The sequence below is a fragment of the Bradyrhizobium sp. 134 genome (genome assembly GCF_023074155.1).
In the GTDB taxonomy this organism is placed as follows: domain Bacteria; phylum Pseudomonadota; class Alphaproteobacteria; order Rhizobiales; family Xanthobacteraceae; genus Bradyrhizobium.
In genome coordinates this window covers 75,765-90,175 of record NZ_JADPKX010000074.1, presented here as the reverse complement: position 1 = coordinate 90,175, position 14,411 = coordinate 75,765, and the positions used below count along the sequence as shown (strand labels likewise).

Annotated in this window: 11 protein-coding genes; 7 read left to right on the top strand and 4 right to left on the bottom strand. The window is 60.9% G+C overall.

What is annotated here, in order from left to right; translation table 11 throughout:
- The first annotated feature begins 422 nt into the window (after positions 1-422).
- The 5 genes from IVA75_RS30635 (at position 423) to IVA75_RS30620 (ending at position 5,740) form a co-directional block, all read left to right on the top strand.
- Positions 423-575, top strand: a complete 153-nt coding sequence (locus IVA75_RS30635; protein ID WP_247288202.1) for a hypothetical protein — start codon at positions 423-425, stop codon at positions 573-575.
- 968 nt (positions 576-1,543) lie between these two features.
- A complete protein-coding gene (locus IVA75_RS30630) occupies positions 1,544-2,128 on the top strand; it encodes a hypothetical protein (protein WP_247288203.1) in 585 nt (194 codons plus the stop codon).
- Positions 2,129-2,515: 387 nt separating this feature from the next.
- The gene (locus IVA75_RS30625; RefSeq protein WP_247288204.1) at positions 2,516-3,265 is read left to right on the top strand and encodes an outer membrane beta-barrel protein; all 750 of its coding nucleotides are present in this window, start codon (positions 2,516-2,518) and stop codon (positions 3,263-3,265) included.
- 199 nt (positions 3,266-3,464) lie between these two features.
- Positions 3,465-3,641, top strand: coding sequence for a putative addiction module antidote protein (locus IVA75_RS40385; protein ID WP_346658454.1), 177 nt, complete (start codon positions 3,465-3,467; stop codon positions 3,639-3,641).
- 1,841 nt (positions 3,642-5,482) lie between these two features.
- Positions 5,483-5,740, top strand: a complete 258-nt coding sequence (locus IVA75_RS30620) for a hypothetical protein (protein ID WP_247288205.1) — start codon at positions 5,483-5,485, stop codon at positions 5,738-5,740.
- A 1,040-nt stretch (positions 5,741-6,780) separates the two neighbouring features.
- Here the strand turns inward: IVA75_RS30620 and IVA75_RS30615 are convergent.
- Positions 6,781-7,536: a ThuA domain-containing protein gene (locus tag IVA75_RS30615; RefSeq protein WP_247288206.1), complete on the bottom strand. Its 756-nt coding sequence runs from the start codon at positions 7,534-7,536 to the stop codon at positions 6,781-6,783.
- Between the two features lie 474 nt (positions 7,537-8,010).
- Positions 8,011-10,224: a VCBS domain-containing protein gene (locus tag IVA75_RS30610; protein WP_247288207.1), complete on the bottom strand. Its 2,214-nt coding sequence runs from the start codon at positions 10,222-10,224 to the stop codon at positions 8,011-8,013.
- A gap of 294 nt (positions 10,225-10,518) precedes the next feature.
- Here IVA75_RS30610 and IVA75_RS30605 point away from each other — a divergent pair, with 294 nt between their 5' ends.
- Entirely contained in the window at positions 10,519-11,139 is a 621-nt protein-coding gene (locus tag IVA75_RS30605; protein ID WP_247288208.1) for a FecR family protein, read from the top strand.
- Positions 11,140-11,162: 23 nt separating this feature from the next.
- Positions 11,163-11,960, top strand: coding sequence for a tetratricopeptide repeat protein (locus IVA75_RS30600; RefSeq protein ID WP_247288209.1), 798 nt, complete (start codon positions 11,163-11,165; stop codon positions 11,958-11,960).
- Positions 11,961-12,507: 547 nt separating this feature from the next.
- On the opposite strand, the gene IVA75_RS30595 is transcribed toward IVA75_RS30600, so the two are convergent.
- Positions 12,508-13,095: an ANTAR domain-containing protein gene (locus tag IVA75_RS30595; protein ID WP_247288211.1), complete on the bottom strand. Its 588-nt coding sequence runs from the start codon at positions 13,093-13,095 to the stop codon at positions 12,508-12,510.
- Positions 13,092-14,267: a transporter substrate-binding domain-containing protein gene (locus IVA75_RS30590; protein WP_247288213.1), complete on the bottom strand. Its 1,176-nt coding sequence runs from the start codon at positions 14,265-14,267 to the stop codon at positions 13,092-13,094. The genes IVA75_RS30595 and IVA75_RS30590 overlap by 4 nt, the downstream gene beginning before the upstream one ends.
- Positions 14,268-14,411 lie beyond the last annotated feature (144 nt).

Sequence of the window (14,411 nt, the reverse complement as noted above, 5' to 3'; positions counted from 1 at the left end):
GCATCTGGCAGCAAAAAGGCCCGCCGGTTCACACTGGCGGGCCTGTGGCACTCCTGGCGCTCTAATCCGCAATTGGATCGGTTGCCGGGAGCATTGGGGGCTGGAAGCCGAGCCGTGCCATGTTCGTGCTTAAACGACAATGGGCAGAACGGCGTACGCCGGTAGTTGTACCGACTCCATTTTCGCGACGGGGTGTTCTACTGTGAGAACACCGGCGCGATTTAAGTACTCATCAATTTGCAGTTGTCCCGGATGGCCGCAGTGGGGGCTGGAACCACCCTGCGGCCTTTCCCATAGGCTGACCTTCATTTCGAGGCTCTTTTTGGCAGCCTTCTTATCCAAACTCGCTGAGGTAGTGGCTGGAAATGCGCCGATTCTGAGCGCATGGTAGGCAGATGCAGGTGCAATGCCCAAAATGCAAAGTGATCGTCGCCATTGGCAAAGCCAAGTGGTTCTTCGATGGCGGCGAGTGCAGGGAGCTTCGCGGTACTGTTGCGGGCGATGCTAAGGAATATGAAGAGTGCCCGGTCCTCATCGAAGCTGTTTCGACCGTCATGAAGAATGTCGCCACCTAGGCGAGCGCCTCGCTTCCCGGGGTGCCCGTGAGCGAGAGCGAACCTTGCAAAAACCAGCTAAAGCGGACGCTCCCAGCTGCGTGGTCGCCAACCGAGATACGGCCCCGGCTTGGGGGCCTGAGGGTTGATGCCGGGGCCGCTCCGCCAGCTCGAAGAAGAAGCCGGGCAGTGAATCTAGGTTCCACGGCTGTCAGCAGATCTCGCCGAGTGTTAGCAGCCGGACGTAGGTACCGCTCTCGTGCAGATCGAGCCAGCCGCGCTCGACTGCATACCAAATCAGGCGGCGGACTGAACAGGAGTCTTCTTTTCATTCATTCTAGCAGCGCGTAAAACGGTCCGCCGACTGAGACGGGATTTTTGGCTACATTTCGTCATTGAGCTACTTAACTTTCTAATCGACTAACACTTACTTATTTCCAAATCATAGGAGCGCGAATGTCCTCTCAAGAAGAAGACGATCGACGCAAATTTTTAGAATCCTGCGGCAGGTTCGCCGCCGTAACACCTCCGACCATTATAGCGTTGCTTTCGACCTCACTGTGCAGCAACGCAATTGCCAGCTCCGATGGCCGGGGTCGTGTATGCCTGATAACTATCGCTGAGCGTGGAAGGTCGAACGACGGGCGGCCTTAGACTGTCGCCCGTGCTTGGCCTGACTTGCCCGCGATTGTCATGCCAGTTCGGGACGATATGCACAGATCCTGCGGCGCCGCATGCCGAGCAGACGAGGCGCAAGCCGACGCGCGACCGTGGCTGATCCTGCGGGAGTGCGTCGAGCCGCACGTCGATCCTGCGATCACAGAGGCCGTTCAGGCACTGGATGCTGCAGGTCACATGGCCGTCAGCCAGCCATTTACCAGGAGAGCGGGGCGGATAATGGCCGGCCCATTTGTGTACGTTGCGCTTTCCATGCTGATGTGGTCTGCCTGTTGCGCAATTGAGATACATGGATACTTGTAAGTGACCAAATGCCCAAATATTCGACTGCCGCAGCGCTTGTTTTTCTAGTTTACCTTGCGCCGTGCTTTGCTCAATCTCCTCAGAAGGAAGAATCCTTGAGCTCCTCGTTCGGTGCCGGACCGAACGCTTTTATCGATCTGTTGGCGCTGATGTCCGGGCACTGCAAGACGCTGAAGGTCGACGGGCGCAGCTTCGGATGCAAGACGGTGGCTTACGCCCATGGCGACAAAGGGCGGGTGAATTTTGCGGTGGCCGTCGACGATCCCGACGATGAGAGCCACGTGGTGTCGTTCTCCGGCGAGAACGGCAAACGGGCCGACGACAATTCCTACCAGCTGCCGATTGATCGCATGCTGCTCAATTCCAAGGATCGGCCTAGGGTCGACGGACTGCCGGTGCCGGCCGAGCAGCCATCAACCGGTACCTGCCGCCAGACTGGCAATTTCGCTGCGAGGAAGGTGACTGATATCACCTGCTCGGCCACCGACAGTGAAGGCCGCCGATACGAGCTGCTGTTCGTCTCCGACGGCTCGCCGGTGAGCGTGCGCCGCATTAGGCAGTCGGCGCCATCGATCCAGGATCCGTTCAACTGAGACGAGGGACGCAGCGCCAAGGGCTCAGGAGTAAACCTGCCGTCATGTTATCGCAACACGATTAGCCATGCGGATTGGTGACGAGTACCGAGACACACACGACATAGAGAACCCGCTGGCCGACAAAGTCGGCGGGGCTTTTTCGAGAACGCGTGGCTACAGCGCTGTATCCCGACTCCGGCAGCAGCCAGGCGAACAACGGCTCATTGTGAGAACGCCAACGTGCATAAAGTTCCCAATTACTTAACTGTTATAAAGAGTTCCGGCCTGCCTTCGATCGCGAGTGTGGCAGGCCAGCTACAGCAAAACACCCACGAGCGAGTACTGTTGAAACGCAGGTGGGCGAACTAGCGACTCTTAAAACTGATTATCTCTGGGGAGACTCGAATGAAGAAACTTATTGCGGTTGCGGCCGGAACACTGGCTCTCGGTCTATCGGCTCCGGCAAGCGCGGCGGATATGGCAGCGCGACCCTACACCAAGGCGCCTCCGATGGTCGCCGCGATTTATGACTGGAGTGGCTTCTACATCGGCGCCAACGGCGGTTGGGGCTCAAGCCGCAATAGCTGGGACTCGGTTGCCCCGTTCCTGGTGGGCCCCGAAGGCTCGCACGATGCGACTGGCGGAGTTGCGGGCGGTCAGGTTGGTTATCGCTGGCAGACTGGGACCTGGGTGTTCGGCCTCGAAGCGCAGGGCGACTGGGCCGACTTGCGAGGCAGCAACCTGAGCACCCTGTTTGGTCCGGGCTTCCGCAACGATTCACGGATCAATGCGTTCGGTCTGTTCACGGGTCAGCTCGGCTGGGCCACCAACAACGTCCTGTTCTACGTCAAGGGCGGTGCTGCCGTGACCGATAATCGCAACCGGATCTATTCGACTGCAACTGGCGCTGTGCTTGCCACCACCGGCGATGACACCCGTTGGGGCGGTACCGTCGGGGTAGGCCTGGAATACGGCTTTGCTCCCGGCTGGTCGGCTGGTGTCGAATACGATCATCTGTTTATGCAGGATCGTACGCTCGCATTCACGGGTCCCGCGGGCGTAGCATTCGGTGCGGATCGCATCCGTCAGGACGTCGATCTCGTCACGGTTCGCGTGAACTACAAGTTCGGCGGCCCGAGCATCGGCCGGTACTGAGCAGCATCACTGAAAAAAATAGGGGCCGGCTCTTTGAGCCGGCCTTTCTTTTTTGGGGAGATTGGAATGACGAAAACTTACCGACCGGTCACCCCTTCGAAATTAGCCGACGAGCTAAACAGCGCATTTGCTTCAGCTGAACCCAAGATAATTTGTAAGGCTATCGGCGAGGCACTTGGCGCTTTTTGATATCGCCGAGATGGCAAGACAGACGGGTTTAGGCCGGCAGAGTATTTATCGAGCTTTCAAAACCAACACACAGCTTCCGAATTTTTCCACGGTTCTTGCAGTCCTCTCGGCCATGGGTTTGCAGCTACAAGTAACGCCCAAGCGCGAGCGTTCCGCAGCTGCCGCGGCTCGCCTAACGAAGAAGTAGTCAACACTCAGGGGGGCGAGAGCTACCGCGCGTCGTAGGCGGGAAAAGTCCCTTGAAGCTCCGCCGGTTCACGCCGTCAGGTGCTCGCGAGAGCCGACAGTATGTGATCGCCTGCATGCACGGAGGCAGAGCTGAGGGGCGATCTCGGACGGGCCCCGGTTCCCGCTGGCGCGCCATTCTTCTTACAGAGACAAGCGACGGCAACGAGGCACCTGGTGTACTTGTGGTCGCCTCCCGCATGGCATAGGTCGGATCCGAACCCTAATGGGTCGGAGTGTGACGTGGGCACTTTGCTACTCTTGATCGCATCGTGCGTTGTTGTTCTTCTACTCGCATTCCGCCGATAGGACCGAACCCGGACGCAAGAGTTGCCTTGAATCCTCAGCCCAGCGCCGAGGTTAAGCTTTTCCGCCGGTTGCTTTTGACTGTGCGCGATTGCGCGCGTTCACTCCATGGCGTGGATGGAGACGAACGTGATCACTTGGCTGCTAGTCATCATCATCGCGGTCAGCGTCGCGATCCTGATCGCCCACGCGATTGACGCCATACGTTCCTAAGGCCCAGCCAAGCGGGAAACAGCGCCGCGCGTAGTCAAGTGCTAGGTGCATGTAGCGTGGCGAAGATGTCTTCGCCTCGGAGCTCTCCCTGAGGCCGCCTAAATGCCAAGACGGATTTTCGGCGGTTAATCGCTCAGATTGATGAGGAGATCGCGACCATGGAGGCCGGGCTGCTGACACTTCCGAGTGCCTGAGCGGTAAGTTGACTCGAATCAGGAAGCAAGTGGCCCCGCTGAACGGCTCAACAAACCAGACACGTGGCGGGTCGCCTCTGACTTGAACTCAGATTTTCTGCTCAAATCGTTCACAACTCCCACAATTTGACAGACAGCCATCACCCGTGGCGGGCTTCCTCAGTCACGAGGTGCCGCCATGGCAGATCCGCCGCTCTATCAAGAATACGAGGTGCTGAAGCGCCTAAAGCTGAGGCCGTCGGAGCTCGAAGCCGTTCTCAACGTCGCATCATTGCGCCGGTTGCCCGCCGGTGGAGCGCGCCGATGTATTGCGCGGCGACGATCGAGGCTCTCGCGACCAACTATCATCAATTGCGAATGGGCTGCGCGATCTGGTGGGACTTCGATGTGCGCCGGCCAAGCTTCCTTCCTGCGCATGCCGAGTGGTCGCCGCCAGACGTTCCCTTCTACCCTTTCGAGAACGAGGAGCAGCAAGCCTGGGCCCGTCGGGTCTGTAGGCTCAAGAAGGCCTGCGCGCCGGGACCGTATCCCTATCCCGACCGCCTGGCGCGCTACCGCTCACGCATGGAGTACAAGGCAACCAAAGCCTTCCAGCGAAAGCACGGTATTAGGCCCCCCGGAAGAGCAGAAAACTATCGGTCGGCAGAGGTCTCCTCCGTAGGAACATGAGCCGCGCCGAGCTACGTGACCTCGTCTGGAGCAAGACGATGATCCGGCCAGGTGCCGACCTAGGGATCTCAGAGTTCGGCCTTCGGCAGCTGTGCAAGCGTCTCCTGATTCCGCTGCCGACCCGCGGGCACTTCAACCACCAGGATCCGAAGGAGCGGCCGTGTACTGGAAGCCCCCGGCCGCGATTGAGCGCTATCACTGCGGGATCTTTTGAAGGCGAAACTCGCTTTTTCTTCATGTGCGCTCCTCCACGACGCAATGAGTCTATCTAAGTTGCTGACGTTGCTCAAATGTTGGAGTCGCAAAAATGCCTGCGGCACAGCGCTTTCTTGTATGGAGATGCGAGATTTAAAAACCCGACAAAAGCGTGCAAATCGAGCGAACCGACGAGCGGTGGTATGAGGCGGAGCTATCTCGGCTCATGGCCGAGGCGCTGATCACCAAGTCGGATGGACGCGATGCCGAAGGCTGGCTGCGCCGCGCATTTGAAACAGCGCAGAAACAGGGCGCGAGGCTTTGGGAATTGCGCGCCGCCAGTAGCCTGGCCCGTCTCTGGCGCAATCAAGGCAAGCGCACCGACGCCCGCGACCTGCTCGCGCCGATCTACCGCTGCTTCACTGAAGGCTTCGATACGCCCGACCTCAAAGAATCCGCCGCGCTACTTGCTGAGTTGGCCTAATAAAGCAATGTCAATCGACGGATCGACGTTTATTGGTGCGGTGTCCGCAAGGCAGGCTGGTGTCCGTCCAGAGGTCCCGACCGTGTTCCTCTGCGACTTCTGTTCCGGGTCAAAAGCAGCGGTGGACACCAAGTTGGAACCGCGTCCGGATTGCCCCTGACAGCCGACATTACACGCGCTCAACCGACCTTCGGCTTCGGGCCATAAGGGTCCTCATACCTAAGGCACGCACGACGCCGGCAGCTTCTGTTCTGCAACTACCCGCACGGGTGGGAAAACGACGCAGTCCGCAACGTCAAACAACACCCAGATACTTCGGTTGAACGAGGGCATAGGACCCATCGATGGAGAGGAGTAGATCCACGTTCCTGCGAGCGAGTTCGCGGCCGATCTCAGTCTTAGAGGGAACGACGTCGGAAACCAGGGCGAGAGATGAGCGCATGATGTTTTGCCTTTAGAGCAAGACGGCAGTCCAGGGGCGAAATGACCGACATCAGACGGCCCCGCGCACCTTTGGCGTGCGCCTTGGACATACGCGCGCGGCCCCTGGACAAAATTTGTGATCGCCGCTGACCGGATTGGCTATCGGCTGATGTTTGGGCTTTCGACCCGCGATCAGGATGCGCTCTGTTGAAAATTCAGCAACAAATATTTTGTCTGGAAACGTCTAACACGTAAAACCCGACACCTTTGACGTTGATGTTTTTGCGTGTTTGTCGGAAGACCGGGAGCATTCCGACGTTCTCGAAGGTCAAGGCGCTCGGCATCGATATCCCTGCCACGCCGCTCGGCCGCGCCAACGAGTTGATTGAATAACGATCCTTCTGCGCTGCACGAGTCTGCAGTTCGCCCATCAGCGAAGTAACGCGGCGCCTCATTGAGGTCTGCTTATTGAGGCATGGCGGTCAAGATTTGCTCAAGTCGAGTTCTTCGCATTGCCCCGGAACGGAAGGTCGCAGACCAAGACCGTCCGAACCTCTGGCACGGACACCACCCGACGAATCCGGCGGTGGCGCAAATGCGAAGTGCGGCGGCGTCTCCTAGGGCGACCTTCGCATAGACCAGAGGATAGCGTTCGTGAGGATTCGCTGGTAGCGGGCGTCCTGCCAAACTGACGGCTCGTGGCCTAGCGCCGAATAGAATACTCGTCCCTCGCCATAGAATCGGGTCCAGGTGAGAGGCCAGCCATAGAATCGTTGATGCACGCCGGTCTTGCCAAGGTCCACCGAGCTTGGGTCGAGCCGCAGGAGCACGCGTGAACCACGATAGTCGAAGTCGCTGATTTGGTAGATCTCGTCCTCGACTTGCAACGAATTCCCGAGAAAAGCCACCAGGGGATCGCCAGGATCAACCACCTCGATCTTCACGGCCTGATGCCAAGGATGACCATTGAAGTAGCCGCCGACCAGATCGAGATAGTCCGGCCAAGTGTAGAATGTGTCCGTCGCCGAATGAACGCCGAGGAATCCGCGGCCCGCGCGCACAAAGTTGAGAAGAGCTCTCTTTTGCGCGGCGCTCATCGGAAGTTCTCCGGTTGTGTAGAACATCACCGCCGCGTAGCGCTCGAGGTTTTCGGTAGAAAAGTCGGACGTGTCTTCCGTTGCAATGACTTCAAAGACACCCGAATTGCTTCCGAGCTGGGTCAGGATTACCTTGGAAAGCGGTATGACATCATGCCGGTAGCCGGCGGAGTATGTGAAATAGAGGATGCGCTCTGGCGGACGCTCCGCATGCGCGCCGAGTGGTCGGATTGCCGCCGCGCCGCCCAGGAGCGCGATGAACTCACGTCGCCTCACAATCGCCTCCGCCAAAGCCAACCAACCATGTTTTGAAGAAGCCTAGCACAGATCAGCCCAGCACCGGCCTTGGGGCATCGCCCCCTGGCGTCCTATGCAACGCTGCTGGCCTATCAGCGAAGTGGCGAATCGTCTCATTGAGGTCAGCTTCGTGGGTGGAAGCGGACTGGTTTTGCTCAGGCCGGGTTCTTCGCACTTTGACCCAACCCGGACATTATGTTGCACGGGGGACAAGTAGCCCTTCTGGGTGTCCGATGCGGACATCGCGGATCCTGCAAGTGCTGCTCCTGTCGCCTTCCGAGTATGACCTTGGATTATGGTGCCTGGGAGCGGACATGAAGTAGCGCGCGTTCATGGCTCTTGATGGCCGTGCAGCTGATGGCGGTGCGGGTCCGTGAATGTGATCGGCGCAACCATGGGAGCGCCTCTGGAAAACGCCAATCCGCCGGGACGCGACGAAGGCGTCGGCGGCTCTCAGAGGATCAGATCGTGTTGGAAGGGTAGGTGTCCGCCCTGGCCAGCAGCCTCCTGGTCGAAACGCCAACCCTCCGGCGCCGCATCGGCCGGATGGGGCCATGCGGCCGCGGCGGAATCGTGCTCCGGATTGAGCGCGGCGACGGGGACCGAGGAAGCGACTGCCGGGGCCGTCGAGCTGGCATGCTGCTGTTCCGCACCCGCCTCGAAATGGAACGCGGGCTCGGCCCGGTTGTGAAAGCCTTGGTCGTCGGCGCCCTGAATGACCACGGTCACGATCTGCGGCGTGCCGTCGATCGTGGTCACGGTGAAGGTGTCGCTCAGCGCGTCGCAAGGCCTCAAGGCCTGGACCTCCGGGTCGTCGGGGTCGAGCACGTATGTCCACGTGCCGCAGGTCGTCATCGTGAAACTGCCGTAGCCGTGGTCGCTCGCCTGCGGACATGTCGTCGCCGTGAATGTGTCGTCGGGATTATCGACGTCCTTGTCGGACAAGGTGCCGCTCGCGCGTGGGGGGGCGTCGCAGGGATTGCTTGGCTCGGTCACGCGTCCGCAAATATCGCCGCAGACGACCGCGGCGTCGTTGCTGCCCTCGATGGTGACGGTCACCGTCTGTGCCGTACCGTCCGCGGCCCTCACCGTGAAATCGTCAGTCAGCGATTGACCTGCGTTCAGCGCCTGCACCGCGCAGTTGCCGTTGTCGAGCGCGAAGGTCCAGTGCCCATCCGCGGTCATGGTGAAGCTGCCGTAACCGTGGTCGCTCGGCTCCGGACATTTGACGGGATCGAACGCGTTCGAGGGGCCGTCGACGTCAGTGGCGGTCAGAAGGCCGCACGCCGTTGGGATGCCCTGCAACGAATTGTGGACCCCGCCCGCTTCGACCACGCGACCATGCGTGTCCCCAGAGATGACGGCCGGATCGTCGGCGCCCTGGATGGTCACCGTGACGACCTGCGGCGTGCCGCCGATGGTGGTCACGGTGAAGGTGTCTGTCAGGTTCTGGCACGTCGTAAGCGCCAGCACCGCGGCGCTGGCGGGATCCAGTGCGTAAGTCCAGTGCCCGTCGGACGTTATCGTGAAGCTGCCGTAGCCTTTGTCGCTGGTATGCGGAGAGCTCACCGCCGTGAACGTGTTGGCCGGATCGTCGACATCGGTGTCGGCGAGCTTGCCGGTCGCGGTTGGGACGTCGTCCGCCATGGACGCCGCCGCAATCGCGGCGGCGTCCATGGCAATCGCGGCGACGGATCCACCGGTCCCGCCGCTTATCGCCGCCGCGTCGTCGGTGCCGGCGATGTCGATCGTGAAGGTTTGGCTCGCCGAGGCGAAGCCGTCGGACGCCGTGATGGTGAAGCTGTCGGCGCTCGGCGCCTTCAGCGCGTTGATGGCATCGTTGTTCGGTACGTAGGCGTAGGCGCCGGTCGCGCTGTTCAAGTAAAGGATTCCGAAGGAACCGACCTTCTCGACGTCGTAGCTTGCGCCCGCGACGGTGAAAGGGCCGATCGCGCCGCCCGCGATGCCAAAGGTCGGGGTCGTGCCGGAGCCGAAGCTCGTGGCCGAGAAGCTGCCGCTGCTCGCCGAGAACTCATCGAAAGCGACTGTGTCGATCTCGACGGGGCCCGACCCGAGCGTCAGTGTCGGTGGCGAATGGATCAACGGCCCATCCGGCACGAAGCTGGCCGGCACCACCACCCCGGGGAGGGCATGTTGTGGATTGGGCCCGTCCGGCGCCTGGAAATCGATCGGCTGCAGCGTCTGATCGACCGCTTCGCCCGGAGGCGTGCCGGATCCGGACGGCCCATGATCCTTCGAGTAGTTGTCGAGCACGTCCTGCTGCCGACTCTGCAGGTCCTCCATCCGCGAAGCGTTGTTGGCGACCTGCGCGAAGCTGACGGATGATCCGGTCTTGCTGAGGATGACCGTCTGCCCGGGATCGTCCACGATGATGTGGCGCGGCACCGCCTCCTTCGTGATGAGTTCGAAGGTGCCATGCTCGAAGCCCTTGTAGGTGATGGAGGCCTCGTCGAACAACGCGAGATCGGGATCGGCGGCCCACGCTTCTTTCAGAGCCGAAAGGATCAACGCGACGAAGGACAGCCCTCCGGCCCATCCGAGTCTCGCGACAACCGCCGACTCTACAGCGCGCCCGCCGCTAACGGACGGCGGACTGCGTTGGTTCTGCGCCGGCCAAAGACCGGTGAAGACACGTGCGAGCGACATCTTGAACGCCTCGCATGCTGCCCGCTTCCGCCGAAGCGGCCGGACCGATCAATCGCGTGTGTGTCCACCCGCCGAGGTCCGGTTCTGCGCACCAGACTACGCTTTGTCGTCCCGAGACCCCTTCACGAAATGTTGACTGGGTGCGCGCAAATGCGCTCTTTTGTTGGCGCTGAGCGGTCGGGACCATCGTCCGTTGCCACTAAAGAGTGGCGGTCGCAACGTGCGGTATGATGCGCCGGGCGCGCTCTGCCATCATTCCGCCGAAGCGGGCTCTTCACGGACGGGAGCGGACGCATGCACGGACTAAGGACGGTCGCAGGGCTTCTCTGCCTTTTGCTCATTGCAGTGGCGTATCCGCCTGCGCCGCTTCGGGCGCAGGACGTCAAGCCAATCGGCAAGGTCGTGACCGTCGCTGGCACGGCAGTGATCGAGCATATCGATGCCGCGGTTGTGCAGGCGAGACTGTCCGAGGACGCGGCCAGCGCGAAGGTCGGCGATCCAGTCTATCGGGGCGACGTCGTCAGGACGGGCGCCGACGGGCGCCTCGGTATCAATTTCGCCGACGGCAGCTCCTTCAGCCTGTCGAGTAACGCCAGCATGGAAATGAGCGAGTTCGTCTACGATCCGGACGGCAAGGACAATTCAACCCTGATCAGCCTGACCAGAGGCACGTTCACCTTCGTCGCCGGCAGCGTCGCCAAGACCGGGAGCATGAAGGTGGACACGCCGGTGGCGACGTTGGGGATCCGGGGCACCACGCCCCACATCGAGATTTCGGACGACGGCACGGTCGAGTTCGCCACCCTGATCGAGGAGGGCAAGGATGCCGTCATGAAGCGGAAGGCCGGTCCGACCGTTGCGCCTCCCCGGCAGCGGAGGGCCGACCGCGCTCTCGGCATCTGCCGGGGATGCTGAAGGTCTTCGGGACGGCGCCAGTTATGATCCTGCTGCTGGCCGCCCCCGCGTCGGCGCAGAAGCCGGAAGGTCAATTCCGGAACGTCGAGCTCTGCAACGCCGCCTCGTCCCCCGACCGGAGGATCGAGGCCTGCTCTGCCTTCATCGCAGCCGGCCGTGGCGGGCCACAGGCCCTGGCCATGGCCCACAACAACCGCGGCATCGCCTACGCGGCGAAGGTCGACTACGACCGCGCTGTCGCCGACTTCGACGCGGCCATAGGCATCGATCCGACCTTCGCCAAGCCCGTCAACAACCGCGGCGCGGCGAGACTGAGGACGGGCGACTTCGACGCCGCGATGGAGGATTTCGACCGAGCCATCGCCCTCCAGCCGGCATACCCCGGCGCCTTCGTCAACCGCGCCGAGGCCTGGCTGAAGAAGGGCGATCTCGTACGCGCCGAAAGCGACTACACCGCCGCGACTCGTCTGAACGCCGACATGGAAGTGGCTTGGAGCGGCCTTTGCTGGATCCGGGCGAGCACGGGCGACCCGCAAGGCGCGGTGGAAGCCTGCGACAAGGCGATCGGGTCGGGCGCGCATACGGCTGCGACCTACGATTCCCGCGCGCTCGCCCACCTCAAGGCTGGACGGACCGATGCGGCCATCGCCGACTACGACGCCGCGCTGCGCATCGACCCCACGCTCGCCGCCGCGCTGTACGGTCGCGGCCGGGCAAAGATCCGCCGCGGCGAGACGGCTTCGGGAGAAGCCGATGTCGCGGCCGCGAAAGCTGTCCGGGGCGACATCGCCGAGGAATTCGCGCGCTACGGCGTACCGTAGTCCGTCCTCAACGCGTGCCCGTCGGAGAATGCCATCTCTCCCCTACCGAGAGAACCTGAGCTGCAGCGTTCGAGCAAGTTTTTTTATAGATTCTTTCCCTCCAGCGAGCGATACCCGAAAAATGCTAAACGGTTCTGCTTCCTACAAAACTGATAAGCAGACGTACGAAACAGAGCCAGATGGCGAACTCATCAGCTTTCGAGTCAAAACGGGGTCAGTTGATCGACTGATAAGCTTTCATACAAAGCGGAGCCAGTTGGCCAACTGATAAGGTAATACGCAAAAGCTTATCAGTTCGGCGCTGGACAGAAGGTGGATGCCTGATTGGCCCGAATAGCAGACCGCAGCTAAAACCGCTGGGATGTCAACTATGGGACCAGAAGCGAAAACCAGAGAGTGCCCGATGGTGCCAATCAGTTGAGAGCTTAATCAAGCGCTATGCGATGCGCGTGCTACGGCTCACCTTCTTGATGTGACGATGCAAACAGCAAAGAGTCCAGCGGGCACAGGAGATTGCGGCCTGCAACGCCCGCCCGCAGAAGGCGATCTAACCTGTTGCGCGCGGGAGCATGCCCGTTGCCGCAATCTCTGCCGAAAGCTCTTCGATCGTCTTGCGTTGCTCCATGGCGGCTTTTCGGATCAGCGCAAAGGCGGCAGGTTCGGCAAGCGCATGCGAATGCATCACGTGGAGAACGGCGGCAAATACGACACGTCGTGACCGCAGGCGCTGCTCGAGTTTGACGATCTGTTGCTTCAATTCGCTTGTGCGTTCGTTTCGCTCGAACGCCATGACGAGCGCTGCATAGATGCCGGCCGATCGCAGCGGCTTGATGAGGAACGAAGCTGGGTCGAGCTCGAACACCAACTTCAGGCGGCTTGGGGTCTCGGTGCCGACCAGTGCGATGACAGGTGACCGCGCCAGGTACGCGCGTTGCGCCGGCTGCAGCAAGGGTAGGAACTCGTCATCGATCAGCGACAGGTCCGGTGCGAAGCCGACGGGCTCACCCGGCGTCCATGCGACACCCGCGATCCCGAGACGCTCGAACTGGCGTCGCACGATGGTTGCATCGCGTTCGTCCTTGATGGCAACGAGCGCCTTGCGTCCGCGCAGCGAAAACGAAGACGGTCTGCTCATTTCACAACCCGCAAATGCGGCGCGTTCGGCAATGCGCCGCCCACCGAGATCTCCCTCGAAGGGCTGACCGCAACGTCGAGCTGCGTCAGGTAAGGATCAGGCTTAACAGGCGCGTCGGCTTCCCAGAGGATATCAAATTGTCCGTGCGGATTGGATACGGCCAACCGCGGTGTAAGGACGCAATGATTGTTGCCGCCGTCGATCCAGACCGGCCCTTGCGGCGAATTGTAGCGATAGCCTGCCGCGGCGCGCCGCACCTCGGCGATGTCGGATGTGCCCGCGCGCTGCAGCGCGCGCGCCAGCAAATAGACCGCAACATAGGCGGATTGCCCGTCGACGGAGGGGCTGCTGTCGTCACCATAGCGCGCCTTCCAGCGCGCGACGAACGCGCGGTTCTCCGGCAGGCGGATGCTCTCGAAATAGGCCGACGACGTGATGCAGCCGGCCGATGCCGGTCCGATGATCGCGAGTTCCGGCTCGCAGAGGCTGCAGCTCAACATGGGAATCTCCAGACCCGCGGCCTTGGTGCCGGCGTGAAAGGCGCGGATGAAGTCGTAGCTCGAGCTTCCGACCAACGTATTGAACACGACTGGCGGTTTGCGACGAACGATCTCGTCGACAATGTGATCGACGGCACTTTCGCCGAGTTCGAGCAGCCGTTCGGCGAGGATTTGGCCATCTGCCGCGCTGACCAGTTCACGGGTGACGCGATTTGTCTCCCAAGTCCAAACGTAGTTGGAGCCGACGCAGAAGATCTCCCGTGACAGATTGTCGAGCACGTATTGGACGAGCGGCAAGACGTTGTGATTTGGAGAAGCGCCGACATAAATCACGTTGTCGGAGCACTCGAAGCCTTCATAGCGCGCGGGATACCAGAGTAGGCGATCGGTGCGCTCCACGATGGGCAGCACTTGTTTGCGCGATGCTGACGTGTAGCAGCCGATGATGTGCTCGACGCGGACATTGCGGATGAGGTCGTCGCAGACCGTATGATACTCCGAGATGACGCCGTGGGGATCGCGTATGTGGGGAGCGATGGAGAAATCAAACTCCGCCTGGTTGTTGATCTCGTCGACCGCCATTATGGCGCTCTTGAGGATCTCGCGGCCCATGGCCTGATAGGGCCCGGACTGCGAGCAGATGATGCCAACGGGAACAGACGGTTTTGTCATTGCCGACTTTCGGTGGTGCAACGTGACGATGAAATCATCATCGGGGATAGCAGTGCAAGTAGCCTGCCGTTTTGCTGCGCAGCACTATCGAAATTTAGGCAGAGAGCATCGTTGACAATGCGATGGGCAGTTACTTAGACTTTT